General features: G+C 64.7%; 19 protein-coding genes. 5 read left to right on the plus strand and 14 right to left on the minus strand.

What is annotated here, in order from left to right:
* Positions 1-61 precede the first annotated feature (61 nt).
* From hpnE to GGD61_RS19070, 4 genes are all read right to left on the minus strand, one after another.
* Positions 62-1,318, minus strand: a complete 1,257-nt coding sequence (hpnE, locus tag GGD61_RS19055; protein ID WP_092256765.1) for a hydroxysqualene dehydroxylase HpnE — start codon at positions 1,316-1,318, stop codon at positions 62-64.
* Positions 1,318-2,157, minus strand: a complete 840-nt coding sequence (hpnD, locus tag GGD61_RS19060) for a presqualene diphosphate synthase HpnD (protein WP_183230993.1) — start codon at positions 2,155-2,157, stop codon at positions 1,318-1,320. Before hpnD ends, hpnE begins: the two co-directional genes overlap by 1 nt.
* On the minus strand, positions 2,147-3,031 hold the full coding sequence (hpnC, locus tag GGD61_RS19065; protein WP_092256772.1) for a squalene synthase HpnC: 885 nt from the start codon (positions 3,029-3,031) through the stop codon (positions 2,147-2,149). Before hpnC ends, hpnD begins: the two co-directional genes overlap by 11 nt.
* A gap of 192 nt (positions 3,032-3,223) precedes the next feature.
* Positions 3,224-3,457 (minus strand): hypothetical protein, encoded by a 234-nt coding sequence (locus GGD61_RS19070; RefSeq protein WP_018315694.1) that lies wholly within the window; start codon positions 3,455-3,457, stop codon positions 3,224-3,226.
* 460 nt (positions 3,458-3,917) lie between these two features.
* Here GGD61_RS19070 and GGD61_RS19075 point away from each other — a divergent pair, with 460 nt between their 5' ends.
* Both GGD61_RS19075 and GGD61_RS19080 read left to right on the plus strand, forming a co-directional pair.
* On the plus strand, positions 3,918-4,415 hold the full coding sequence (locus tag GGD61_RS19075) for a hypothetical protein (protein ID WP_018315692.1): 498 nt from the start codon (positions 3,918-3,920) through the stop codon (positions 4,413-4,415).
* A 92-nt stretch (positions 4,416-4,507) separates the two neighbouring features.
* Positions 4,508-5,341: a hypothetical protein gene (locus tag GGD61_RS19080; RefSeq protein ID WP_092256781.1), complete on the plus strand. Its 834-nt coding sequence runs from the start codon at positions 4,508-4,510 to the stop codon at positions 5,339-5,341.
* On the opposite strand, the gene GGD61_RS19085 is transcribed toward GGD61_RS19080, so the two are convergent.
* From GGD61_RS19085 to GGD61_RS19105, 5 genes are all read right to left on the minus strand, one after another.
* Positions 5,307-6,575: an MFS transporter gene (locus GGD61_RS19085; protein WP_177237112.1), complete on the minus strand. Its 1,269-nt coding sequence runs from the start codon at positions 6,573-6,575 to the stop codon at positions 5,307-5,309. The two genes, GGD61_RS19080 and GGD61_RS19085, sit on opposite strands and share 35 nt — an antisense overlap.
* A 222-nt stretch (positions 6,576-6,797) precedes the next feature.
* On the minus strand, positions 6,798-9,164 hold the full coding sequence (locus GGD61_RS19090; RefSeq protein ID WP_018315688.1) for an RND family transporter: 2,367 nt from the start codon (positions 9,162-9,164) through the stop codon (positions 6,798-6,800).
* A 208-nt stretch (positions 9,165-9,372) separates the two neighbouring features.
* Entirely contained in the window at positions 9,373-10,158 is a 786-nt protein-coding gene (gene eutC / locus GGD61_RS19095) for an ethanolamine ammonia-lyase subunit EutC (protein WP_183230994.1), read from the minus strand.
* Positions 10,159-10,164: 6 nt separating this feature from the next.
* Positions 10,165-11,751 (minus strand): B12-binding domain-containing radical SAM protein, encoded by a 1,587-nt coding sequence (locus tag GGD61_RS19100; RefSeq protein WP_183230995.1) that lies wholly within the window; start codon positions 11,749-11,751, stop codon positions 10,165-10,167.
* Between the two features lie 148 nt (positions 11,752-11,899).
* Entirely contained in the window at positions 11,900-13,282 is a 1,383-nt protein-coding gene (locus GGD61_RS19105) for an ethanolamine ammonia-lyase subunit EutB (protein WP_183230996.1), read from the minus strand.
* A gap of 222 nt (positions 13,283-13,504) precedes the next feature.
* Here GGD61_RS19105 and GGD61_RS19110 point away from each other — a divergent pair, with 222 nt between their 5' ends.
* On the plus strand, positions 13,505-15,244 hold the full coding sequence (locus GGD61_RS19110; RefSeq protein WP_183230997.1) for a methyl-accepting chemotaxis protein: 1,740 nt from the start codon (positions 13,505-13,507) through the stop codon (positions 15,242-15,244).
* 241 nt (positions 15,245-15,485) lie between these two features.
* Here GGD61_RS19110 and GGD61_RS19115 read toward each other — a convergent pair whose 3' ends face one another.
* Positions 15,486-15,878 carry a hypothetical protein gene (locus tag GGD61_RS19115; protein WP_183230998.1) on the minus strand — a complete coding sequence of 131 codons (393 nt, stop codon included), beginning with the start codon at positions 15,876-15,878 and terminating at the stop codon, positions 15,486-15,488.
* Positions 15,879-16,442: 564 nt separating this feature from the next.
* On the opposite strand from GGD61_RS19115, the gene GGD61_RS19120 reads away from it, so the two are divergent.
* Positions 16,443-17,783, plus strand: coding sequence for an epoxide hydrolase family protein (locus tag GGD61_RS19120; RefSeq protein ID WP_183230999.1), 1,341 nt, complete (start codon positions 16,443-16,445; stop codon positions 17,781-17,783).
* Positions 17,784-17,808: 25 nt separating this feature from the next.
* Here the strand turns inward: GGD61_RS19120 and GGD61_RS19125 are convergent, their stop codons facing one another.
* Positions 17,809-18,573, minus strand: a complete 765-nt coding sequence (locus tag GGD61_RS19125) for an SDR family NAD(P)-dependent oxidoreductase (protein WP_092256807.1) — start codon at positions 18,571-18,573, stop codon at positions 17,809-17,811.
* An 82-nt stretch (positions 18,574-18,655) separates the two neighbouring features.
* Entirely contained in the window at positions 18,656-19,672 is a 1,017-nt protein-coding gene (locus tag GGD61_RS19130) for a zinc-dependent alcohol dehydrogenase family protein (protein WP_183231000.1), read from the minus strand.
* 220 nt (positions 19,673-19,892) lie between these two features.
* Between GGD61_RS19130 and GGD61_RS19135 the strand changes: the two genes are divergently transcribed.
* The gene (locus tag GGD61_RS19135) at positions 19,893-20,801 is read left to right on the plus strand and encodes a LysR family transcriptional regulator (RefSeq protein ID WP_179733929.1); all 909 of its coding nucleotides are present in this window, start codon (positions 19,893-19,895) and stop codon (positions 20,799-20,801) included.
* A 65-nt stretch (positions 20,802-20,866) separates the two neighbouring features.
* On the opposite strand, the gene GGD61_RS19140 is transcribed toward GGD61_RS19135, so the two are convergent.
* Together GGD61_RS19140 and GGD61_RS19145 are read right to left on the minus strand one after the other, a co-directional pair.
* A complete protein-coding gene (locus GGD61_RS19140; protein ID WP_183231001.1) occupies positions 20,867-22,081 on the minus strand; it encodes an acyl-CoA dehydrogenase family protein in 1,215 nt (404 codons plus the stop codon).
* A gap of 186 nt (positions 22,082-22,267) precedes the next feature.
* Positions 22,268-23,479 (minus strand): ABC transporter substrate-binding protein, encoded by a 1,212-nt coding sequence (locus GGD61_RS19145; protein ID WP_183231002.1) that lies wholly within the window; start codon positions 23,477-23,479, stop codon positions 22,268-22,270.
* Between the last annotated feature and the right edge of the window lie 73 nt (positions 23,480-23,552).

Raw genomic sequence — 23,552 nt, forward strand, 5'->3', positions numbered from 1 at the left:
GCTCGATTGCTCCGATAGTCGATTGAAATTGGCCGGGACGTCTGCCCGTCAGGGCCGCCTTTCAGGATCCTTTGGCGGCGAGAACCAGATCGGCGGCGCGATCACCGGATCGAACCGATCCCTCGATGGTTGCAGGCAATCCCGTAGCAGTCCAATCCCCCGCGAGGAACAGGTTTTTCAGCGCAGTGACCGGCCCCGGACGCAGGGCATTCTGCGCCGGCGTCGCCGCAAATGTGGCACGACGCTCGCGCACGATCTGCCAGGGGGGCAATTCGCCGGATACCCCGCCGGCCTTGCAGACGTCGTTCCAGATCGCCTGCGCGAGTTCCTCGCGCGGCATGTCGACCAGCCGGTCACCGTTGCTGATGGTGACGGACAGCCGGTTCGGGAACGCGAACAGCCATTCCACGACGCCGCCGATCACGCCCAGGATCGGCGCCGAACCCGGCGGCGGTGTGATCCGGAAATGCGCGTTCACGATGGCGCGGAATTCGGTCGGGGTCTTCACGCCCGGCAGCAGGCTCGCAGCAGCGCGCGGCGGCACCGCCATCACTACGACGTCCCCCTCCCCGATCTGAACGACATCCTCGCCGCCGAAATTCAGCGCGCTGGCCTTGCCATCAGTGCCGGTGAAGGACCGCAGCTCATGGCCCAGCTGCACGGTATGGCCACGGTCCTGCAGGAACTTCACGGCCGGCTCGATCAGCACGGCGCTGAGACCATCGCGCGCGATCAGGGGACGGCAGGCCTGTCCGCCGGCAAGCAGCGTCTCGCGCACGATGGCGCCGGCAAGGCCAGCCGAGCCCTCGGGCGGATCGACGTTGAGCGCCGCGAGCAGCAGTGGCTGCACCAGACGCTGATAGAGCAGGCCTTCGCAAGGAATGGATTTGCCGACCAACGTGTCTTCCGACGCCCAGATCAGCGGCGCCAGCTTCAGATAATCGGTGAGGCCCGTGTCGGGCACGCGGCGGCCTTCGTCGAGCACCCAGGTCGGCAGACGACCATTGCCGAGATCGATCTGCCAGCGCTGCCCGGTCTTGACGTCGACGAAGGGAAACTGCGCAGTTTCAGGACCGACGAGGCCCGCCTCGGTGCCGATCGAACGCGCATAGGCGCGCGCGTGGCTATTGCCCGACAGCAGCAGATGATTGCCGTTGTCGATGGTGAGATTGGTGGCGCCGTCGAAATAGGAACGGCAACGGCCGCCGGCCTGCTGCGTCGCCTCGTGCACGGCGACCTTGAAGCCGGCATTGGCGAGCCGCACGGCGGCGGAAAGGCCGGAAATCCCGGCGCCGATGATATGTGCTGTCTTTTGCATCAGATGAAAGCGTAGCGGAGCAGGATCAGGATACGTGTGACCTTTGACACACGCACCGGCTGGCGCGGCGCGTTGAAGCCGCGCGCAATCAGGAGATCCAGAATGGAATGATAGTATTTCGACATGATCCGCGGCGCGCGCACCGTGCGGCGCTTGTTGCGGTTCATGATCTCGTCCGACTTCTCGAAATGCGCCTTCGCACGCTGCGTCAGCGGCAGGCAGACCTTCGGCAGCGCGCGCTCGGCGATGACGCGGTTCGGATCGTCGGAGGTGATGCCGGCATGCAGCAGCGCCTCCCGCGGCAGATAGAGCCGGCCAAGGCCAGCGTCTTCGTCGATGTCGCGCAGGATATTGGTGAGCTGGAGCGCGCGGCCCAGATGATAGGCGAGCTGGATGCCGTCTTCCTCGGGCAGGCCGAACACCCGCACCGACAGCCGTCCGACGGCGCTGGCGACGCGATCGCAATACAGATCCAGCGTCGCCATGTCGGGCGCGCGGATGTCCTGCGGCACGTCCATCTCCATGCCGTCGACGATGGCGAGGAAATCCTCGCGCTTGAGGCCGAAGGTCTTCACCGAGCCGACGTAGTCCTTCAGCCGCGGCGGCGGATTGCCCTGATAGAGCGCGTCGATGTCGTTGCGCCATTCCTGAAGCGCGGCGAGCCGCTCCGCGCGAGGGCCGTCGGAATCGGCGATGTCGTCGACCTGGCGGCAGAAGCTGTAGATCTGGAACATCGCTTCGCGCTGGTCATGCGGCAGGATGCGCATCGCGGCGTAGAACGAGCTGCCGGATGCGGTCGAGCCATAATTGGCGCCGGGCGAGGTCGCCTCAAGCGTCATGTGCAGTCCCCGGTCTGGAAATGGCCTTGCGTCCGATTGCGCGGCGGCCGGCCTCGCCGATCATTCCGGCAAGGCTGAAGATGAGCAGTTCGAACTTGTTCAGGTGCACCCGCTCGCGGAGGGGATCGCGCACCTTCAAGAGGCGCACGATGCGATCGGCATAGGCCTGGATCACCGCGACGTCGACGCCGAGGCGGAAATCCCGGATCTCCGCGGCCAGCGACCTGCCCTCGTCGAGCAGCGCTTCGTTGCGCGACGCAAGCGCCTGCAGGCAGGCCAGCATCGCCGGCGGCGACTGTGTCAGCCCGAGCTGCTCGACGGAAGCACCGTGTGCTGCCAGCGCATCGCGCGGCAGATAGACGCGGTTGAGCTCGCGGAAATCCTTGCCGCAATCCTGAAGGTGATTGTTGATCTGCAAGCCTGCGCAGAGCGCATCCGATGCGGCCCAGGTCGAGGTGCTCTCGCCGTGGACATCGAGCATGAAGCGGCCGACCGGCATCGCCGAGTAACGGCAATAGTGGATGACCTCGTCCCAGTTCTCGTAACGCAGCTTGGTCACGTCCATGCGGAACGCGATGAGCACGTCGAGCGCATGGCGCGGCGCCATGCCGCGCTCGGCCAGGGCACGGCGCAGGATGACGGCCTCAGCCTGGGTCTCGCCCTTGCCGAGCAGCTCCGCCTCGAGCAGGTCGAGATAAGCGAGCTTCTGGTCGGGCGGCAGGGTCGCGTGGTCGGCGATGTCGTCGGCGGTGCGGACGAAATTGTAATACGCCAGGATCAGGGCACGATGACGCGGATGAATGATCCAGGACGCGACGGGAAAATTCTCGTCGCGGTCACCCTTACCGGATCGCAATTCGCTCGCAGAGGTCATCGAGGGCTGGTTTACAATCGTTTGGACAGGAAGGGCTTGTTCGCTCGCGCGGGCTCATGCCGGCGATCCGCCGCGGCCCCCATATAGGGGAATACGGCCGCAAAACCAATCCTGTCTCTCGATGGCTGCCCCTTGCGGATCGGGCCCGAAAAGGCGGCCCAAAGGTCGCCTTTTGTAGGCCAGTGGCCGAGCTTACTGGTTGTGGGTCTTCAGGACCTGGTCGCAGGCCTGGGAGATCTTGGCCCGGTTCTCCTTGAGGCAGGCCAGGATGGTGAAATCGCCCTGGTCGATGACCGGACGGCAGAACTTCTGCACGTCGCGCGTGCAGGCCTTCTGCTCGGCGTCCGTGCCACGGCCCTGCTGGGCGAACGCCGCCGTCGAAACAGAAGCCGACAGCAGGGTGAGAGCGACGAGAAGCTTACGCATTGTATTCCTTCATTCTGACGGCAGAATCGCACCGGACTCGGACTGCACAGGGCGGACGACCGGAACGGATTGTTCTGATGGCATGTCGCCGCGGGAGGTGCGGCCTCAGAGAAGGCACAAGCACTGGCAAATGCGGCCAAATTGGCGCCACGCCCACCAAATCAGGTCTTCCCTGCGCCTTCATTGGCAGATGTAAGAGATTGATACTACGTCATAATTCGGAAGCGCTGCGTTTTACTGCATACCTGTTGCAGAGCTGCATCTGTCCGCCCCGCCTTTCCCGCCGGAAACACGCAGAAACAGGGCAAATCGACCGGTCCAGGACTGGCGAGAGGCGTCGTGAACCGCCATCTCTGGCGGCCGGGCTTTGAACCTGACACTGGCTCGGAGCACTAAACTTTCGATGTGGCGAGACGTTATCACGCGTAAGCGGGCGTCGTTCCAAAACGGGATATTTGAGATGAAATTCTTTGGGCGATCTGGACTGGCAATCAAGGCGGCCGGCATCGGAGCGGCGCTGCTCTTCTCGGTTTCGGCAGGCCACGCTCAGTCGTCCGGCCCCTTTGCCGGTTTCGACGGCGCGTGGACCGGCACCGGCACGGTGTCGCTGTCCGACGGCTCCACCGAGCGCATTCGCTGCAAGGCCGACTACAAGGTCGCCGGCAGCGGCCTCAATTTGAAGCAGGCTCTGCACTGCGCGTCCGACAGCTACAAGTTCGACCTCACCAGCGACGTGACGAGCCAGGGCGAGCGCATCTCCGGAAACTGGAGCGAGTCCAGCCGCAATATCTTCGGCAACCTCCAGGGCACCGCCGGCGGCGGCCAGATCGACGTGTTCGTCGAGGCCAACGGCTTCGCCGCCAATCTGTCGCTGCGCACCAACGGCACCAAGCAGACGGTGCAGATCAGCTCCAAGGGCGAGATCCGCGGCGTCAACATCACCATGACGAGGAGCTGATTTCGTCCGGCTTCAATGGAATCATGGCCCCCGGTTCTCGCGAGCCGGGGGCTTTTTGCTGACATGAACTTACCCGGAACGGACTTGCCGAGATGGACCCGATACGCAGGCATCTGCTCAAGGCCGCCGGGCTCTTCGTGGCCTCTCGCGCCTTCGCCAATGATCACCAGGGAGCGAACATGCAGCCTTCGTCCGTGAAGCCGCGTCACGTGCTCTGCTTCCTCGGCAAGAACGAAAGCCTGCTGCGACCGCCGAAGGCGGTGGCCGAGACGATCGCCGATTTCGGTTTCGAGATCGACCGCACCCATTCGCAAGCAAAGCCCGATCCGCACATGGCGCGGTCGTTCGGCGTGTGCTGGGACCGCGTCTTTCCGAAGGCATGGTCCGCGGCGGACGAGGCTGCCGTGGCCAACCACAAATCAGTCCTCTACGTGCTGGGCCCGCCGATGGCTCAGCAGAAGACGGCCGTCTTTTCGGCCGCCGCCTTGCAGATCGTGGACGAAATGTTCGACGCGGGCGCCGTGGCCGCAAAAGGCGAAAGCGCCGGCATTGCCCACGGCGTCGCGCGGTGGCGAAGTCTCATGGATCAGGCGCGCAAGGGCGCCATCACCAGCCAGGGCCTGAGCATGACCCTCGCCGTCGGCAAGGCCTGTCGCCTCGCCTTCGCCAAGCGCCCGCTCGCCGGCGATCGCTACTTTGAGAGCGTCGGCTATCACCTCGTCGGCCTGCCGGAGGTCCACGTCGCGAAACCACTCGGCAACGAATGGTCCGCGGTGATGCTGATGGAGGAGATCGCCAACGCCATGGCCGAGCACGGCATCGAAGCGACGCTGCGCGATCGCAAGCTCATGCTGTCGCACGAGCAGGACTACGCCGAGAGCGATTTCAAGTTCAATCCGTACGGGATCGTCCGGCTCGACGCGTGAGCGGGACAGCCGCGACGAGCAGCCCGAGCAGTCCGTAGGCACCTGCCAGGACCAGGATCAGGCCGCTGTCGCCGGCAGTGTCGACGGCAGCGCCGGTGAGCGGGCCGCCCAACATTCCGCCGATGCCGCTGGCGAGCGTGAAGGCCGCACTGCCCGCCAGCAAAGTCGGGCCACCGAAACGATCGCCCAGTTCGGCAAGCGCGACCGTGGTGACGCCGTATGCGCACGCGCCCCAGACGAACAGCAGTATGAACAGCATGAGCAGTCCCTGCTGGACGGCAATGGCGAGCAGGACAGCGCCGGCTGCGGTCGCGGCTGCAAGCCCCAAAAGCACGAGCCGCCGCGGACACCGGTCCGCAAGCCAGCCGACCGGCACTTGCAGGAACACGTTGCCACCATTGAGCAAGGCAAGGCCGATGGCCATCGCCTGCTCGGAATATCCGTTCCTCATCCCGAAGGCCGGCAGAAAGGTCAGCGTGGCATGATCGAACAGGGCAAAAGTCGCGACCGCGGCGAGCAGCACGGGCGCGCGCGGAATGAAGCTCGTGATCGGCGTGCGCTCCTTGACGGAGAAGCTGGGTAGCCGCGTCGCGAAGATGGCCGTGATCAGCGCAGCGGCGAGCAGGGCCAATATGCCGACCGCGAATGGCCACCACCCCGAGGAGCCCGTGAGCGCAAGCGCGAAGGGCCCAAGCGAGAAACCGGCGGCCAGCACGGCCGCATAGAGTCCCATGACGCGGCCGCGATAGACCGGCACGGCGATCTCGTTCAACCACGCCTTGTTGACGATGTAGAAGCCGCCGATGGCGAGACCAAGCACGAACCGCGCCGGAAACCAGATCCATAGCGTGCGAAAGACCATCATCAGGGCGAGCGCTGCGGCCGCGATCAGGGCAAGCCCGACGGCAGCCTTGTAGGCGCCCGTTCCCTGCACAAGACGCGGCACGCAAAGCGCGGAGCTCAAGAGCCCGATCGGCATCATCGCGGCATTGGTGCCGATCAGAAGGCCGCTGAATTGCTCGCTCTTGAGAACGAGAGCGAGCAGCGGCGACGACAGGCCGACCGCGACCGCGAACACGCCCACCGTTGCGGTCACGAGGGCGACCTTCGCCCAATCTGGCGCGGACGCGCCAGGTCCGGCCGTTCGAGCCAGGCTGGCAAGAGTCGGATCCGGCGCCTCGACGCTGTCGATGCCACCTCCAGACGCCGCCTCATCAGCCGGCTCAGCGCGCATGTCGCCCATCCTCAGAGCTGAGGCTGTCGTCGAAGTTTCTCAAAGTGCCATCGTTCGCACGCTTGTTTGTTGGAACGACAATATCAGCTGGAGCCGAGCTCTGGTTGAACAGGCCGGCACAGCAAAGGTTCGTTCAGCCGTGAAGAAAAGATCGGCAGTTCCGCGCGGACGCGGGTGGGCTCTCCCGGAATCGTGCGGATGCCGTGGTGTGGGCGATGACGACTAGATCGCCGGCTTGTCGGTCCCTTGCAGCTTGGCGTGCAGATTGATCAGCCACATCGCCGTCGGCCGCAGGATGAAGAGGTCGGCGACCAGGGCCATCACCATCGAGAACGCACTGAGCCAGCCGAACAGCCGCAGCGACGGCAGGTCGGAGAACACGGTGACGACGAGGCCGCAGGCCAGCACCACCGTGGTCAGGATCAGCGCCGGGCCGACCAGCACCGTCGCCCGCTCCACCGCGAGCGCGGAGCCGACACCCGGCTTGCTCTCGAGCCGGAGGCGGTTGAGGAAGTGGATGGTGGCGCTGAGGCCGAGCCCGAACGAGACGGTAAGCGCGACGACGCTGGCGAATTGCAGGCCCTCCCCCATCGCCCACAGCACCGTTCCAGACATCACCACCGGGAAGATGCCCGGGAGGATGCAGGCGAACATCACCACCCAGGAGCGGAACGCAAGGCCGATGAAGATCGCAACCAGCGCGAATTCGACGGTGAGCCCGCGGTTCAGCTTCTCGATCATGCTGGCCGAGTTGCGCGCGGCGATCGCGGCAAGGCCCGTCACCGCGACCTCGTAGCCCGGATGCTTCTTGCGGACGGCGTCGAGCTCGGCATCGAGCTTGTCGACGATCGGCAGGAGCTGGCTGGAATCCTTGTCCGGCACGCGGCCGGCGACCACCACCGCGTCCTGCTCGGCATCGATGAAGCGCCGCACCAGATGCTCGGGAATGACGCTGACATATTCCTTCAGCGTGGCGACGTCGGCGCTGCCGGCCTTTTCCGCAAGCCAGCGGCGCAGGGTCTCGACCGACCAGACATTGCCGACACCGGCCGCCTTCTCCACGGTCGCATGCACGTCCGCGATGGTCTGCAGAGTCTCCGGCGAATAGAGCGATTCACCCTTGGGGAACTGGATCAGCACATTGACCGGGTTGGCGCCGGTGAGCTTGGCATCGAGCCGGTTGCTGGCGGCGACGGCCTGACGCTTGTCCGGCACCTGGTCGGCAAGCCGGTAACGCGGCTCCAGATTGGCGTAGATGACGCCGAGGCCGCCGACGAACAGCACTGCGATCAGACTGAACAGGCCGGGCCGGCCCACCATCCGCACCGCGATCCAGTAGCAGAAATTGCGCAGCGCCTGGACGCCGGCATCTGCGCTCTGGAATTTGACCGCGAACGTCTTCTCGTTGCGCACGAGCAGCACGCCGAACACCGGCACCAGCGACAGCACCGCAACCAGCGCGATGATGGTGGCGGCGAGGCCCGCCTCGCCGAACTTGCGGATCAGGTCGGAGTTGGAGAACTGCAGCGCGATGAAGGAAATGCCGGCGGTGCCGTGCGTCAGCACGCAAGCCGGGCCCACCACCAGCACCGCGTTCTTGAACGCGGTGAACTTGTCCTGGCCCGCGATCAGCCGGTCGCGCGCGGCGAAGGTGAGCTGCATCGAGTCCGAGAAGCTGATGACCATGATGAGCGGCGTCATCACGTTCAGGAACATGTTGAGATTGAAATTGGCCCAGCCGAGCGCGCCGAGCGCCAAGAGGATCGCGATCATCGGCGGAAACGCCGCGGCGACCATGAACGAGATCTTGCGGAAGAAGATGATGGCGATGATGCAGCCGGCGAGGATGCCGAGGATGTTGTAGGTCAGCCCGTCGCGCTCGACGGCATTGCGGATCTCGAGCTGCATCACCGGCACGCCGGAGAGCTGCACGTTGAGACCGGTATCGCTGAGATCCTCCTTCATCAGCGCGCGGATGTCGCCGACGGTCTTGGTCAGCTTGCTGGACGCCACCACCTCCGGATCGAGCGACAGCACGACGAGCGCCAGCGTGCCGTCTTCCGACAACAGCTTGCCGCGGATGATCTCGTTGTTTTTGACGGTCTCGATGAACTTGTCGTAGTCGGCGCCTTCGGGCAGCTCGGCCGGGAACAGCGCCGCCGGCAGCTTGCCCGGCGCCGGCGCCTGGCGTGCCGAGAACAGCGAGACCAGCCCGCGCGTGCCTTCGACCAGCTGCAGGTCGGTGATGAAGTCGCGCAGCTTCTCCAGATTGTTCCGGGCCAGCAGGTTCTTGCCCTCGACCACAACGAGGACGTCGAATTCCTCGGCCGGGAACTTCTTCGTCACCTCTTCATATTGGTGGAATTCGCGACTGTCGGAGCGAAACAGCTGCGACAGCGAATCGTCGATCTTGATCCGGTGGATGCCGAACACGGCGCCGACGATCAGGACGAGCAGGACGATGCAGGAGACGATCGGCGCCCGGACGGCGATCAGCCCGATGCGCTCCAGCCCGAAGGCGATCGAGGACGTAGGTCCCTGCTCGACCTTGTCGACATGAACCTCATTCTCGCTGTGCTTTTCGAGCATGCCTTATCCAGTTCCTAAATCGGCTCGGTCTGAGAGCTTATTGCGCCCCGCGAACGGCTTGAAAACGCCATACCAATGGGAGGCTTGCCCTTTGAAAATGCGCGGAAAATCGCCGCCCGGGGTTTAGCAGGTCAATCACCCTTCTCGCAAGCAGGCGAAGTGTGGGCAAATCGATCAAGATGCGGCGATTTCGGGGCCTGACCACAGGTCATCCCGGCGAAGATGTGCCAATTCGACGCGGCGCGCGGTCCGCGCTCTCGTCCTTCAGCGCCACGCCGGTGACCTGCCGGGCCAGCCCCTCGCGAACCAGCCAGGCGATCTTGAAGGCGGCCTCGTCGTAGCTCAACCCAGCGTGGTGGATATTGGACACGCAATTTCGCTCGGCGTCGGTGCGGCCGGGCTTCGGGGCAAAGGTCAGATAGGCGCCAAGGCTATCGGGCGCGGACAGGCCCGGCCGCTCACCGATCAGCATAAGGGCCATGCGCGCGCCGAGAATGGCGCCGATCTCGTCGCCGAGCGCGACGCGCGCGCCTGAGGCGACGACGACATGGCCGACCGCGACGTCGTCCCATTCCGCGAGCAGCGGCAGCAGGCGCCCCACCAGCGCCACCGCATGGGCGTGGACCGCCGCCGCGGACAGGCCGTCGCCGATCACGAGCGCAAGCCGGCACGGCGCCGAGGCCGCTCGTGCCAAGACCTCGGCCGAGCCGGGGTCGAGTCGTCGTCCCAGATCCGGCCGCCGCAGATAGTCTTTGCGGTCGAGCGCCTGACTCCTCACCTCCGTGACGGCAAGACCCAGCGCGCCGAGATCGGCGGCCAGGCGCGGCGCATCGAAGGCGGCATGCACGGCATCGCGGGCGCGGGCATGATCGAGCGTGAAATCGAGCAGCGCCTTGGTCGGCACGCTCGCGCCGCTGCGGCCGAGCGCCACGCGCGCGGGCGTGAACGCCCGCAGATCGAGGGTCGGACGGCGCGGCAGGGCCGGATCAGACATGTCGCATCATTCGGCGGGAACGGCGGCCTCGCGCAGCCGGATCGAATAGTTCGAGGCGTTCTGCCTGCCGCTGGAGGCCGCGCGCGCAAAGGTGATGAGGTGGTGCGCGATCAGGGTGCATCCGATCAGGCCTTCGATATCGCCGCGCTTGATGCGCCCCAGCGCGAACTTCCAGAACACGCGCTTGTAGTCGCCGAGCACGCCGACCTTCCAGAAGATGTTGCGCAGCATGACGAGGCCACGCCTGATGTTGGCCCAGGTCTTCATCTCGTCCGGGGTCGGCACCTTGAGGCGGTGAACATAAACGTGGTCGCATTGATACTGGAAGCGCGCGTAGACCTTCTCGGGCGCATACGCGACCGCCATGGCGTGCTTCCAGGACGCGACGACGTCATCATAGGGCAGCAGGAAGTCGACGTTGGAATCGCGGCCGTCGTCCTCGATCAGGCGCCCCTCGCGCTCCAGCCGGTCCCACAGCGGCGTCTTCGGCAGCGCCTGAAGCAGGTTGATCGTCAGCAGCGGAATCCGGGACTCCTCGACGAAGCCGAGCAGCGCCTCGGACGTATTCGGCTTGTCGGTGTCGAGCCCCATGATGATGCCTGACACCACCTCCATGCCGTAGGAGTTGATGGTGCGCACGCCCTCCAGGATCGGGACCATCATGTTGTGGTCCTTCTGCATCGCCTTCAGCGCGTCGGGATCGGGCGTCTCGATGCCGCAGAAGATGGTGATGAAATAGGCCTCGCGCATCTTCTCGAGGATTTCGGGCCGCTTGGCGATGTTGAGCGTCGCCTCGCAGGCGAGCCGTACCACGTAGCCGGTCCGCTTCTGCCATTCGATCAGATGCGGCAGCAGGTCCATCGCCGCCTTGCGATTGCCGATGAAATTGTCGTCGACGAAATAGACCGTGTCGGTCATGCCGCATTCGCGCAGGCGGTCGAGCTCGGCGATGATCTGCTCCGGCGACTTGAGGCGCGGGTTGCGGCCATAGAGACCAGGGATATCGCAGAACTCGCACTGATAGGGACAGCCGCTGGAATACTGGATGCTGCCGAGGAAGTATTTCTTCACGTCGGCAAGCTCGTAGGCCGGGATCGGAAACTCCGTCATCGGCACGCGGTCTTTGGTGGTCAGCACCACCTGGGCCTCGGGACGCGAGGCGTCGCGCGACAGGATCTCGATCAGCTGGTTGGTGGCATCGCCGAGCTCACCGACATGGAGATAGTCGAAGGACGGATAATAGTCGGGGCAGGCGCTGACGGAGGGACCGCCGAGCGCGACCGGCAAATTGAATTCATGAGCGCGGCGGCAAATGTCGTTCATCTGCTGGCGCTGGATGTGCATGCCGCTGACGAAGACCGCTTCCGCCCACTCGAACTCTTCCCTGGTCGTGCGACGCAGGTTCTCGTCGACGAATTTGACCTGCCAATCCGGCGGCAGATAGGCCGAGATCAGCAACAACCCCTGCGGCGGCATGAAGGCACGGACACCATCGGTCAGGGGATAGGAATGCTCGAATGTCCCGAACGACGAGGTGTAGCGCGGAAACACACAGAGAATCCGCCGGGACGTTCCGTTACTTTCAGCTCGCATCTAAGCTCCCCCGCCACGACTGATGGTGCGGAAATTGCCAGCCAGACACATAGCGTAACGCTGCCGCCGGAATTTCTCAATATTGTGGCACAAGCATAATTCGGAGAGGGACCAATGGTTTCCTGAAGGCCTTAGGGAGCTTCCGGCCTCAGGCGATCAGCCGCGAGGCAAAATCGGGCAGCAGGCCTGCATCGCCGGCAAGACGGAAATCGGCGCCCGTAATCCCTGCCTGCGCCAGCCAGTCGTCGAATTCCGGCGCGCGGCGCAGACCGAAGACGTCACGGACATAGAGCGCGTCGTGAAAAGACGTCGACTGGTAGTTCAACATGACGTCGTCGGCGCCGGGCACGCCCATGATGAAGGTGACGCCGGCGGCGGCGAGCAGCGTCAGCAGATTGTCCATGTCGTCCTGATCCGCCTCGGCATGGTTGGTGTAGCAGATGTCGATCCCGAGCGGCAGGCCGAGCAATTTGCCGCAGAAATGATCCTCCAGTCCCGCCCGGATGATTTCCTTGCCGTCGTAGAGATATTCCGGGCCGATGAAGCCGACCACGCTGTTGACCAGCAACGGGGCAAAGGCGCGGGCGACCGCATAGGCGCGCGCCTCGCAGGTCTGCTGGTCGACGCCGTGATGGACGCCCGCCGACAGCGCCGAGCCCTGGCCGGTCTCGAAATACATCACGTTCTGCCCGACCGTGCCGCGCCCCTGCGACAACCCGGCCTGCTGCGCCTCCTTCAGAAGCGCAAGGTCGACTCCAAAACTGCGGTTGGCGGCCTCGGTGCCGGCGACCGACTGGAAGACGAGGTCGACCGGCACGCCCTGCCCGATCAGCGCCAGCGTCGTCGTGACATGGGTCAGCACGCAAGCTTGCGTCGGGATCTTCAGCCGCGTGATGATCTCGTCGAGCAGCCGCAGCAATTGCGCGATGACGGCCGGATCGTCGCTCGCGGGATTAATTCCGATGCAGGCATCCCCGGCGCCCAGCAGGATGCCGTCGAGGATTGAGGCGGTGATGCCCCTGGCATCGTCGAAGGGATGGTTGGGCTGCAGCCGCGTGCTCATCCGCCCTTTCAGGCCGATAGTGTTGCGGAAGGCGGTGGTGACCTCGCATTTCCGCGCCGCCAGAATCAGATCCTGATTGCGCATCAGCTTCGACACTGCAGCTGCCATCTCCGGCGTGATGCCGCCCGCCAGCTTGCGCAGGACATCCGGCGTCGCCGCATCCGACAGCAGCCAGTCGCGGAAGCCGCCGACCGTCAGGGACGCCACTGGCGCGAAGGCCTTCGCGTCATGGCTGTCGATGACGAGGCGGGTGACCTCGTCGGCCTCGTAGGGGATGACCGCTTCCTGCAGGAATTGGCCGAGCGGGACGTCGGCGAGCGCCATCCGCGCCGCGATCATCTGCTCGGCAGTGTCGGCGGCGATCCCGGCCAGCCGGTCGCCAGAGCGCGGCGGCGTCGCCCTGGCAAGGAGGTCGCGCAGGTCCGCGAAGGTGTGGGTCGTGGCGTCGATGGTATGGCGGTAGACCAAGGGTCGCTCCGGGGTGCGTCGGCCGGTGGCCGACCTGAGACTATCCTGAAACTCTACCTTCGGATCAAGACGCTGAAATAACTTGCCTTTCCTACGACCAAGGACGGAGGCAGCCAACGGCCGTGTTAACGCCGCATCCATTTTCGTTCTGCATAGTTTTGCATCAATTCTACACGATCCCGTTCACCGGCCGCTGCAGGCCATTCCGGGCCCCCGAAAACCATGACATCAGACGAATCTGGGAATGCCGCCAAGCTGGCCGGCCGTTTCACGCTTGCCACCAAGCTTTATGCGATCTTCGCGCTGTTCGCGTTGCTGACGGCGGCGATCGCGATGCTGTCCGATTACAACAGCCGCCGCGGCGCCGACCTGACCAGCGCGATCGAGACGGCGAACGCCGCCGCGCTGAACGTCGAGCGCGTCAACTCGCTGGTCTATGCAGTCGTGATGGAGTCGCGCGGCGTCTACATGTCGACCGAGCCCGCCGTGGTGAAGAAATACGGCGAGGGCCTGCTCAAGTTCAACGCCCAGATCCTCGATGTCGTGAAGCGCTGGGAGACCATCGTCAAAGCCGACGATGCCGAGCAGTTCGCCACCTTCAAGAAGCGCATCGAGCAGTTCGTCGAGTTCCGCAAGGAGCTGGTGCGCCGCGGCGTCGAGATCAATGCGGCCGCGGGCCGCGAATGGGGCGACAACGACGCCAACCGGACCGTGCGCTCGGCGCTGAACAAGGATCTCGAAGCGCTGTCCAAGGTCTATGCCGAGCGCGCCAAGCAGATCGCGCAGCAGACCGAGACCAATCGCGAATTGTCCTTCGTGCTGACCTGCCTCGGCGGCGTGGCGCTGGCCCTGGTCGTGATCGGCATCGTCATCATCGCCCGCTCGGTCGCCCGGCCGCTCGCCGCGATCACCGCGACCATCAAGCAGGTCGCCGACGGCACCGAGAATGTCGTGGTGCCGCACTCCGACCGCGCCGACGAGATCGGCGCGCTGGCGCGCGCGATCCAGGTCTTCCAGGAGGCCATGGGCCGCAACCGCAACCTCGCCTCGCAGGTCTCGCAGGGCTCTGCGGCGCGCGAGGAGCGCGCGCGTCACATCGAACAATCCGTCGAGGAGTTCCGCGGCGCGATCGGCGCCATCATGCGCGGCCTCAGCGACAACGCCTCGGTCATGCGCGAGACCGCGCAGACCATCACGCGCGTCACCGCGGATGCCTCTAGCCGCGCCGGCACGGCGGCCAACGCCACCGAGCAGGCCTCGCACAACGTCACGGCGGTGGCGGGCGCGGCCGAGGAGCTGTCGGCCTCGGTGGTGGAGATCGGCCGCCAGGTGCGGCAGAGCGCCGGCGCGGTCGAGCAGACCGGCCAGCGCACCGAGAAATCGATCTCCGAGATCGAGAGCCTCGCCGCGGCCACGCAGCGCATCGACGGCGTGCTCAATCTGATCCAGGCAATCGCCGAGCAGACCAACCTGCTGGCGCTGAACGCGACCATCGAGGCCGCCCGCGCCGGCGACGCCGGCCGCGGCTTTGCCGTGGTCGCTCATGAAGTGAAAGCGCTCGCGGGCCAGACCGCCAAGGCCACCGCCGAGATCAGCGAGAACGTCTCGATGATCCAGGCCTCGACCCGCAACGCGGTCGACGCCGTGCGCGAGATCGGCGGCGCGGTGCGCGAGATCAACGAGGTCACTTCCGCAATCGCCGGCGCCATCGGTCAGCAGGACCAGGCGACGCGCGAGATCTCGTCCAACGCGCAAAGCGCCGCACAAGGCAACGAGACGCTGGTCGCCAACATCACCTCGCTGCGAGACGCCATCGGCGAGACCGATACCGCCGCATCCTCGGTGTTGACGGCGGCGGGCAGCCTGACCGAGACCGCAGAGACGCTGTCGCGCGAGGTTGAGAAGTTCTTCCAAAACCTGCGCGCGGGGTCGGCGGACGGCCGCATCGCCAAGGCGGGATAACGGCGCGTCCACCGCTGCAGGGCCTTCGATGAGGTCGCTCCGACAAAAAACTGAAAAACAACCCCATGCACAGTAGCCAGGGCAGCTGAATCAATGGCTTAGCTGCCGTGCGAAATCATTCTGATTTTACGAAATAGAATTGACTCGTCGGGCAAGACACCGGCATGATGTCATCATGGCGATGGCGGTCTGCTCGGGATCCTAGTCGCCCCACTCGGGGGGCGTCCCGTTCGCCGCGCCCTCAGGCGCGCCGGACGTAACCATTGAAGCTGAGGAAAGCACCTATGGCGCCAGTTATCAGCGCTACCACGACGGTAGCGGCCCGGCCGCTGTAGACGGTCGAACCGATCGCCACCGCGACCTGCGGCAAGACGATACGCATGATGCCGCCGAGGGTCATCAGCCAGCCCATTGCTGTGATGATCGAGCGCCAGTCCGCCTGCCATCTATTGTGCAGATTGATGATCGCGAGGCCCGCAAGCAACGACAGCAAGCCGGACAGATAGAACAGGATGCCCGTGTGGAGCGCCTCCACGATCATGCTTTGGTACATGCCGAGGTTGATCAGTATGCCGAGCGCGACCGCGACAAATGTTGGCCCCATCAGCCTGGCGAGAAATAGCGAGCGGTCCATGGTGCGTCTCCGCCGCGCGAGCTGCCCGTACAAGGGACAATTCGATCATCGGGCAGGCGCGCTATGCGGCAATTCATTGTTGCCGAGTATCGGCTGGCCTGGTGCTCGGTCCAGTGGCGGATGCGGCCTTGCGAGGCCCATCGTACCAGGCGGCGTCTCGTTGCTCGCCGTCCTTGTGTCGACCCGATCAAGCGTCGTGACGAACGCCGCGAGTATTGCGACGATCACCGCAGCAGCGAAAAGGACGACTGAGGTGCGGTGGCTATTCCACTCGTTACTCATGAGGGGCCTCCACAACTAACAGAAACGTAATACGACTGGGATGGTTCCCAGCGCCGCTACCGCCGGCTGCCGCCGTTATCCCGGTCCGCCCTGCCCTTGTGAGCGGACATGGACAGCCATGCTGAGCTTGTCTCGCTTCGCCACGCCGAGCGTTCGCGACAGCTCACAGCATTTAACAACGCCTAACGAGCCATTGGCGAGCTTCCAGGCCATGTTGCAGGGACAGACGAAGGACTGTCCTGCCCCGCAGGCACCGATCGCCCGAAGCCAGGAGGCCATCCCATGCCCGTATCATCCAATTCGTCATCCGATTCCGGGATCATCATTGACAGAGATCGGCGCGCGCTTCTGAGCACCGCCGTGCTTGGAATTGCAGCAGCGATTTCCGCGAGCGTGTTTCCCGCGCACAAAGCATCGGCTGCCGGCGAGAGCGCAATTCGCCCCTTCCGGATCGATGTCCCCGAGGCCGATCTCGTCGAGCTTCGACGTCGTGTGCTGGCGACACGATGGCCTGACCGCGAGACGGTTTCCGATCAGTCGCAGGGGATCCCCTTGGCGAAGCTCCAGCCGCTGATGCACTATTGGGGGACGGCGTACGACTGGCGGAAGATCGAAGCCAGGATGAACGGGCTTCCGCAATTCATCACCGCTATCGACGGGATCGACATTCATTTCATTCACGTGCGCTCCAGGCACCCCAATGCGCTCCCTGTCATCATCACCCACGGCTGGCCGGGATCGGTTTTCGAGCAGCTCAAGGTGATCGATCCGCTCACGGATCCAACGGCCCATGGCGGGCGGCCTGAAGACGCGTTCGACGTGGTGATCCCCTCGATGCCTGGCTACGGATTCTCAGGCAAGCCGCTCGATACCGGCTGGGGTCCCGAGCACACCGCGCGCATCTGGGCAGAACTCATGAAGCGACTGGGTTACACCCATTACGTCGCCCAGGGCGGCGACTGGGGTTCGCCGGTCTCCAGCGCGATGGCGCGACTGGCGCCGGCAGGCCTGCTCGGCATTCACATCAACTTGCCGGCGATCGTGCCGCCCGAGATCGCCGCGATCCTCGCCGCCGGCGGGTCTGCCCCGGCGGGACTGTCCGAGAAGGAACGCACGGCGTTTGACGCATTCAGCGCGGCGGCCAGGATGGGCAACCGATCGTATGCGGTGATGATGGGAACAAGGCCGCAGACGATCGGCTACGGCTTGACGGATTCTCCCGTGGGACTGGCGGCCTGGATGCTCGGTCATCCAGGCTTCTCGCATTGGAATTACGATGGCACCGACCCCGAGAAGTCCCGCGACGAGGTACTGGACGACATCACGCTCTACTGGCTGACAAACAGCGCGGTTTCATCGGCGCGACTTTACTGGGAATACAGCGGGCGCAGTCCCGCTCTCGCCGCCCCCGAGAAGACCGCGGAGATCTCGCTCCCGGTGGCCATCACCGTCTTTCCCGGCGAGAGCTATCAAGCCCCGGAGACGTGGGCCCGGCGCGCCTATCGCAACCTCACCTACTTCCATGAGGTCGACAAAGGCGGTCATTTTGCGGCCTGGGAGCAGCCCGAGCTTTTTTCCGCGGAGCTACGCGCCGCGTTCAAACCGCTTCGGCCCGCAATCTGACGCACTCTGCGGCTCGACATGTGGATCAACGCATGACGAAGCCGCCGTCCACCGAGATGGACTGGCCGGTCACATAGCTCGCAGCATCGCTGCATAGCCACAGAACCGCATTTGCGATTTCCTCGGGGCGTCCGACCCGCCCCATTGGAATGCTCTTTTCCATGGCCTTGAGCGCATCGCCTTGCCCGTCGGCCACCATCTGGTCCACCATCGGCGTCCATATCAATCCCGGGCAAATGGCATTGACGCGGATGCCACGCGTTCCATATTCGAGCGCCGCGCTCTTGGTGAACCCAAGGATACCATGCTTGGCGGCGTGATAGATCCCGCGTTCCGCACCACCGACGAGGCCGCCGAGAGACGAACAATTGACGATGGCGCCGCTGCCCTGCTTGCGCATCTGCTGCAATTCGAACTTCATGCAGCTCCATACGCCCTGCAGATTGATCCCCATGACACGTTCATAATCCTCGCGAGTGGTATCGGCTGTCTCCGCGAGCACGTTCTGGACGCCGGCGTTGTTGTAGGCGGCATCGAGCCGACCGAAAGTCTCGACCGTCCTTGAGACCATGGTTTCGACCTCGGCATCATCGGCCACATTGCAACGGATGCCGATCGCCTTGTGACCTCGAGCATTGAGTTCGTCGGCGGCAGTGCGCGCCGCATTCTCGTTCCAGTCCGCGAGTGCGACAGACGCCCCCGATTCCGCAAAAGCTTTCGCCGCCGCGAGGCCGAGACCGGAAGCTGCGCCGGTCACCAAGGCGACCTTGCCTTCGAATGAAATGTTCATGTCGATCTCCTTTTGGACTCGTCGGGCTGCCGATCGGGAGCCTGCAAAAGCCGCTCCCGACAGACATCACCCTGCTCCGCGGTCACACCGTCAGCAGCGTCTTGATCGCGCGGCGCTGGTCCATCGCCTTGTAGCCCTCGGCGACCTGATCGATCGGCAGCGTGAGATCGAACACCCTGCCCGGCTGTATGCGTCCATTGAGGACGCGGTCCATGAGATCGGGCAAGAACCGCCGCACCGGGGCAGGACCGCCCATCATGCGCCGCTGGCCGAAGAACAGGGCCTGGCCGTCGAAAGTCACACCATGGGGAACACCGACATAGCCGATACTGCCGCCGGGACGCGCGCATTCGAGGGCCTGCGACATCGCTTCCTGCGTACCGACGCATTCGAGCACCGAATCGGCGCCGACGCCCCGGGTCAGGTCCTTGACGCGCGCGATGCCTTCTGCGCCGCGCTCCACGACGATATCGGTCGCGCCGAACGCTTTGGCCAGATCCTGCCGCGTCTTGTGGCGGCTCATGGCGATGATGCGCGAGGCGCCCATCTCTTTCGCCGCAAGCACGCCCATGAGGCCGACCGCGCCGTCACCGACCACCGCGACCACGGAGCCCTGCTTCACATTCGCAGCGTCGGCCGCGTACCAGCCGGTCCCGAGCACGTCGGAGGTCGCGAGCAGATGCGGGATGAGATCGCTGCCCGGCACCTCCCTGGTCGCGACGAGCGTACCATCCGCAAGGGGGACACGGGCGTAAGGCGCCTGCGCGCCCGACATGAACTCGCGCTTTTCGCACGACGATTGAAAGCCGAACTTGCAATGCGGGCAAGTATTGTCCGACAGGCAGAACGAGCCGACGACGAACTGGCCGGGCCTGACGGTCCGCACCGCACTGCCGATCTCGACGACCACGCCGCAATATTCGTGACCCATATGCGCGGGGCCGTCACTCGGCTGCAGGCCGCGATATGGCCAGAGATCGGAGCCGCAGATGCACGTCGCCGACAGCTTGATGATGGCGTCGGTCGGGTGGACGATTTTGGGATCGTCGACGGTTTCGTAACGGACATCGCCGGGTCCGTAGAGGATCGTCGCTTTCATTGCTTTTCTCCTTCGAGTCACAAAGCCGGACTCGCCGACACACAAGCGGCGCATCGCGTCGAGACACCAAGCAACAGCGCGAAGACCGCGATCCACGCGGCTGCGGGGTACGAAGCCCCAGCCTGCGCGTTTACGACAACATCTAGGGTCCCGGGCGGCGGTCGATTAGCCGATATAATTTGCTTGCATTAATCGATACGGGCCATGAATAGTGGCGGCCATGGCAAGCCAGGATTTCAACGATTTGCTGGCTTTCGTGGCCGTCGCCCGCGAGCGCAGCTTCACGAAGGCCGCCGCGAAACTGGGCGTGGTGCAATCGACGCTCAGCCATACGATCAAGCGCCTGGAATCGCAGATGGGGCTGCGGCTGCTCACGCGCACGACCCGAAGCGTCGGCCTGACCGAGGCGGGCGAGCGCCTTCAAAAATCAGTTGCGCCGCGCATCGAAGAGATCGAGCGCGATATCGCCGCGCTGATGTCGCTGCGTGACAAGCCGTCGGGCACGATCCGGATCACGCTCTCGGACCATGCGCTGGACACGGTCGTCTGGCCGAAGCTGTCGCCCGTCTTGGAAAAATACCCCGACCTCAAGGTCGAGTTCAGCCTCGACACCGCCTTCCGCAACATCGTCGAAGACGGTTTCGATGCGGGCATCCGCCTCGGCGAAAGCGTCGAGAAGGACATGATCGCGGTGCGCATCGGTCCGGACTGGCGGCTCGTCGCGGTCGCCTCGCCTGCCTATCTGAAGGAGCATCCGAAACCAAGACATCCGCAAGACCTGCTGAAGCACGTCTGCATCAAGCGGCGCGCGGCCGCCGGCGGCCATTACGTGTGGGAGTTCGCCAGGAACGGTCCCGACCTGCGGGTACGCGTCGAGGGACAACTGACCTTCAACGATTCCCGAGCGATGATCGACGCCGCCATCAAAGGTTTCGGCATCGCCTATGTCCCCGAGGACATGGTGACACGGCACGTCCGTTCCGGTGAGCTCGTCATCGTGCTCGACGACTGGTCGCCGAAATTCGACGGCTACTATATCTATTATCCGACCTCGCGGCAGAACTCGGCTGCATTCAAGGTGATCGTCGACGCACTCCGCCATCACGAAGCGCGAGGAAGACGCGGCTAGTTTGCCTCGCCGCCGCGCTTGAAAATAGCGCGAAGCCGCACATCAACGAATCAAGCGCTGGTGCTCTATCCCATCACCCCGCCGCGCTTGATCAGCTCCTTGCCGACAGCGGCCAGATGCACCTGGTCCGGCCCGTCGCCGATGCGGATGAAGCGGGCGTAGACATAGGCACGCGCCAGGAACGTATCCTGCGAGACGCCGGCGGCGCCGTGGATCTGGATGGCGCGGTCGATGACGCGGGCGGCCATGCTGGGCACCACGATCTTGGCCGCGGCGATCAGGTCGCGCGCGGCCTTGTTGCCTTCGCGGTCCATCTTGTCGGCAGCTTGCAGCGTCAGGAGCCGCGCCTGCGCGATCTCGCAGAACGAGTTTGCGATGTCCTCGCGCACCGAGCCCTGCTCGGCGATCGGCCTGCCGAAGGCCACGCGGGAGACTGATCGCTGGCACATCAATTCGAGCGCACGCTGGGCGCAGCCGATCAGCCGCATGCAATGATGGATGCGGCCGGGGCCGAGCCGTCCCTGCGCGATCTCGAAGCCGCGGCCCTCGCCGAGCAGGATGTTCTCCGCGGGCACGCGGACGTTCTCGTAGACGATCTCGGGATGGCCGCTAGGGGCGTCGTCATAGCCATAGGTGAGCATATCGCGGACGATGCGCACGCCCGGCGTGTTCCTGGGCACCAGGATCATGGATTGCTGGCGGTGGCGGTCGGGATCGTCGGGTGCGGTCTTGCCCATCACGATCAGGATCTCGCAGTCCTCGTTCATCGCGCCCGATGTGAACCATTTGCGGCCGTTGATGACGTAATCGTCCCCGTCGCGCTTGATGGCGCACTGGATGTTGGTGGCATCGCTGGAGGCGACCTGCGGCTCGGTCATCGAGAAACCCGAGCGGATGCGCCCCTCCAGCAGCGGCTTCAGCCAGCGCTCCTGCTGTGCAGGCGTGCCGTAATTCGCGAGCACCTCCATGTTGCCGACATCGGGCGCCGAGCAGTTGAAGATTTCGGGCGCCCAGAGGATGCGGCCCATGATCTCCTTCACCGGCGCATAGTCGAGATTGGTCAGACCCGGGCCGTGCTCGCCCGACAAGAACAGGTTCCAGAGCCCCTGCTCCCGCGCCAGCCGCTTCAGCTCCTGCAGCACAGGCGGCGTCCTGTAGCGCGCGGCCTCCGGCTTGACCTGCTCGTAATAGAGCTCCTCGACCGGCTCGACATGCGTCCGCATGAACTGCCGGACGCGCTCCTGGAGCTCCAGCGAACGTGAGGAGTGTTGGAAGTCCATTTTCAATCCTCCGCTCGCCGACGCTCGCGTCGGTCCCGTAGGGTGGGCAAAGCATCCGCCGTAGCTCGAAGAGCGAAGGCGGAAGCGTGCCCACGTTCCTGTTTCCGTATTGAGCAGGTCGTGGGCACGGCGCAAGTGCGCCTTTGCCCACCCTACGATTCCGAGATCGCGGAGAGAGCCCTGCCCTCACGTCCCCTTCAAGAGTTCGCTCGCGACCACCCAGTCGTTGCCGTCGAACTGCAGCATATAGCCATCCTTGATCGGGCGGAAATCCTGCGGGGTGGTGTTCAGCGTGATGCCGGGCATCAGCAGCGACAACGGCACGCTCCTCAGGTTCGCCGCCTGCGCCATGATGTTCTCGCGCGTCAGATTGTCCTTGCACTGCTTCAGCAGCACCACCAGCGCCTCGGCGACGGTGTAGCCGTAGAGGCCGGCGACGTTGTTGACGTCGGCATTGGGCAGGCGCTTCTTCATGAAATCGATATAGGCCGTCATCGCCGGGTCGTTCTTCGGCGCTTCGACGAACGGCTTGAGCGCGCCGAGCGAGAGCACGCCTTTGCCGGCCTCGAGGCCCGCAGGGACCATCACGGTCGCCTTGTTGGCGCAGCCGCTAGCGAGGAAGCGCGTCGGCTGCCAGCCGACCTCGTGGGCCTTGCGGATCGCCTGCGCGCAGGCGCGCGGCGTCACCGAATAGATCATGAAGACGTCGGCCTTGGTGTTCGCCAGGGTCAGCACCTGGGAATCGACGGTGGGATCGGCGACCTCGAAGCTCGAGGCCATCGCGATCGCCTTGTCGGCGTCAGCGCCGAGCGCCTCCTTGACGCCGCGCAAGTATTCCTTGCCGGCATCGTCGTTCTGATAGAGCACGGCGAAGCGCGCATTCGGGTTCTTGGCGCGGGCATAGGCGACGTCGATCGCAGCCTCGCTGGTGTAGTTCGGCGCCCAGGGCAGCGCCATCGACCAGGGCATGTTGGCCGGATCGTTCCACTTCGAGGCCGAGCTGATCAGGAACAGCTGCGGCACCTTGTTGCTGTTGAGATATTTTGCGATCGCCGAGCTTGGCGCCGTGCCCATGGTGGCGAAGATGAAGGCGACGCCGTCACCTTCGACCAGCCGCCGCGCCGCCTCCATGGTCTTGGGCGGCGAGAACGCGTCGTCCAGCGAGATCAAATTGAGCTTGCGGCCGGCAACGCCGCCCTTCTCGTTGACCTCGTCGAAATAGGCCGCGATGACCCTGCCCGTGATGCTGAGCGGCGACGCCGGCCCGCTATAGGGCATGGTGTTGCCGATCTTGATCTCGGTGTCGCTGACGCCGGGACCGTAGGATTTTTGCGCGGAGACGGATGTGGACAGGCAGGCGGCAGCGAGCGCTGCGGCCAGGGCCAAGGCGGCTTTCATGGTTTCTCCCCAGTGCTCATCGTCCGCGCGAGGCGGCCGCGCGGCGTGCTGCTTTTTGCCAGCGCGTCAGATC

The organism is Bradyrhizobium sp. SBR1B, from assembly GCF_014198205.1.
Lineage (GTDB): Bacteria > Pseudomonadota > Alphaproteobacteria > Rhizobiales > Xanthobacteraceae > Bradyrhizobium.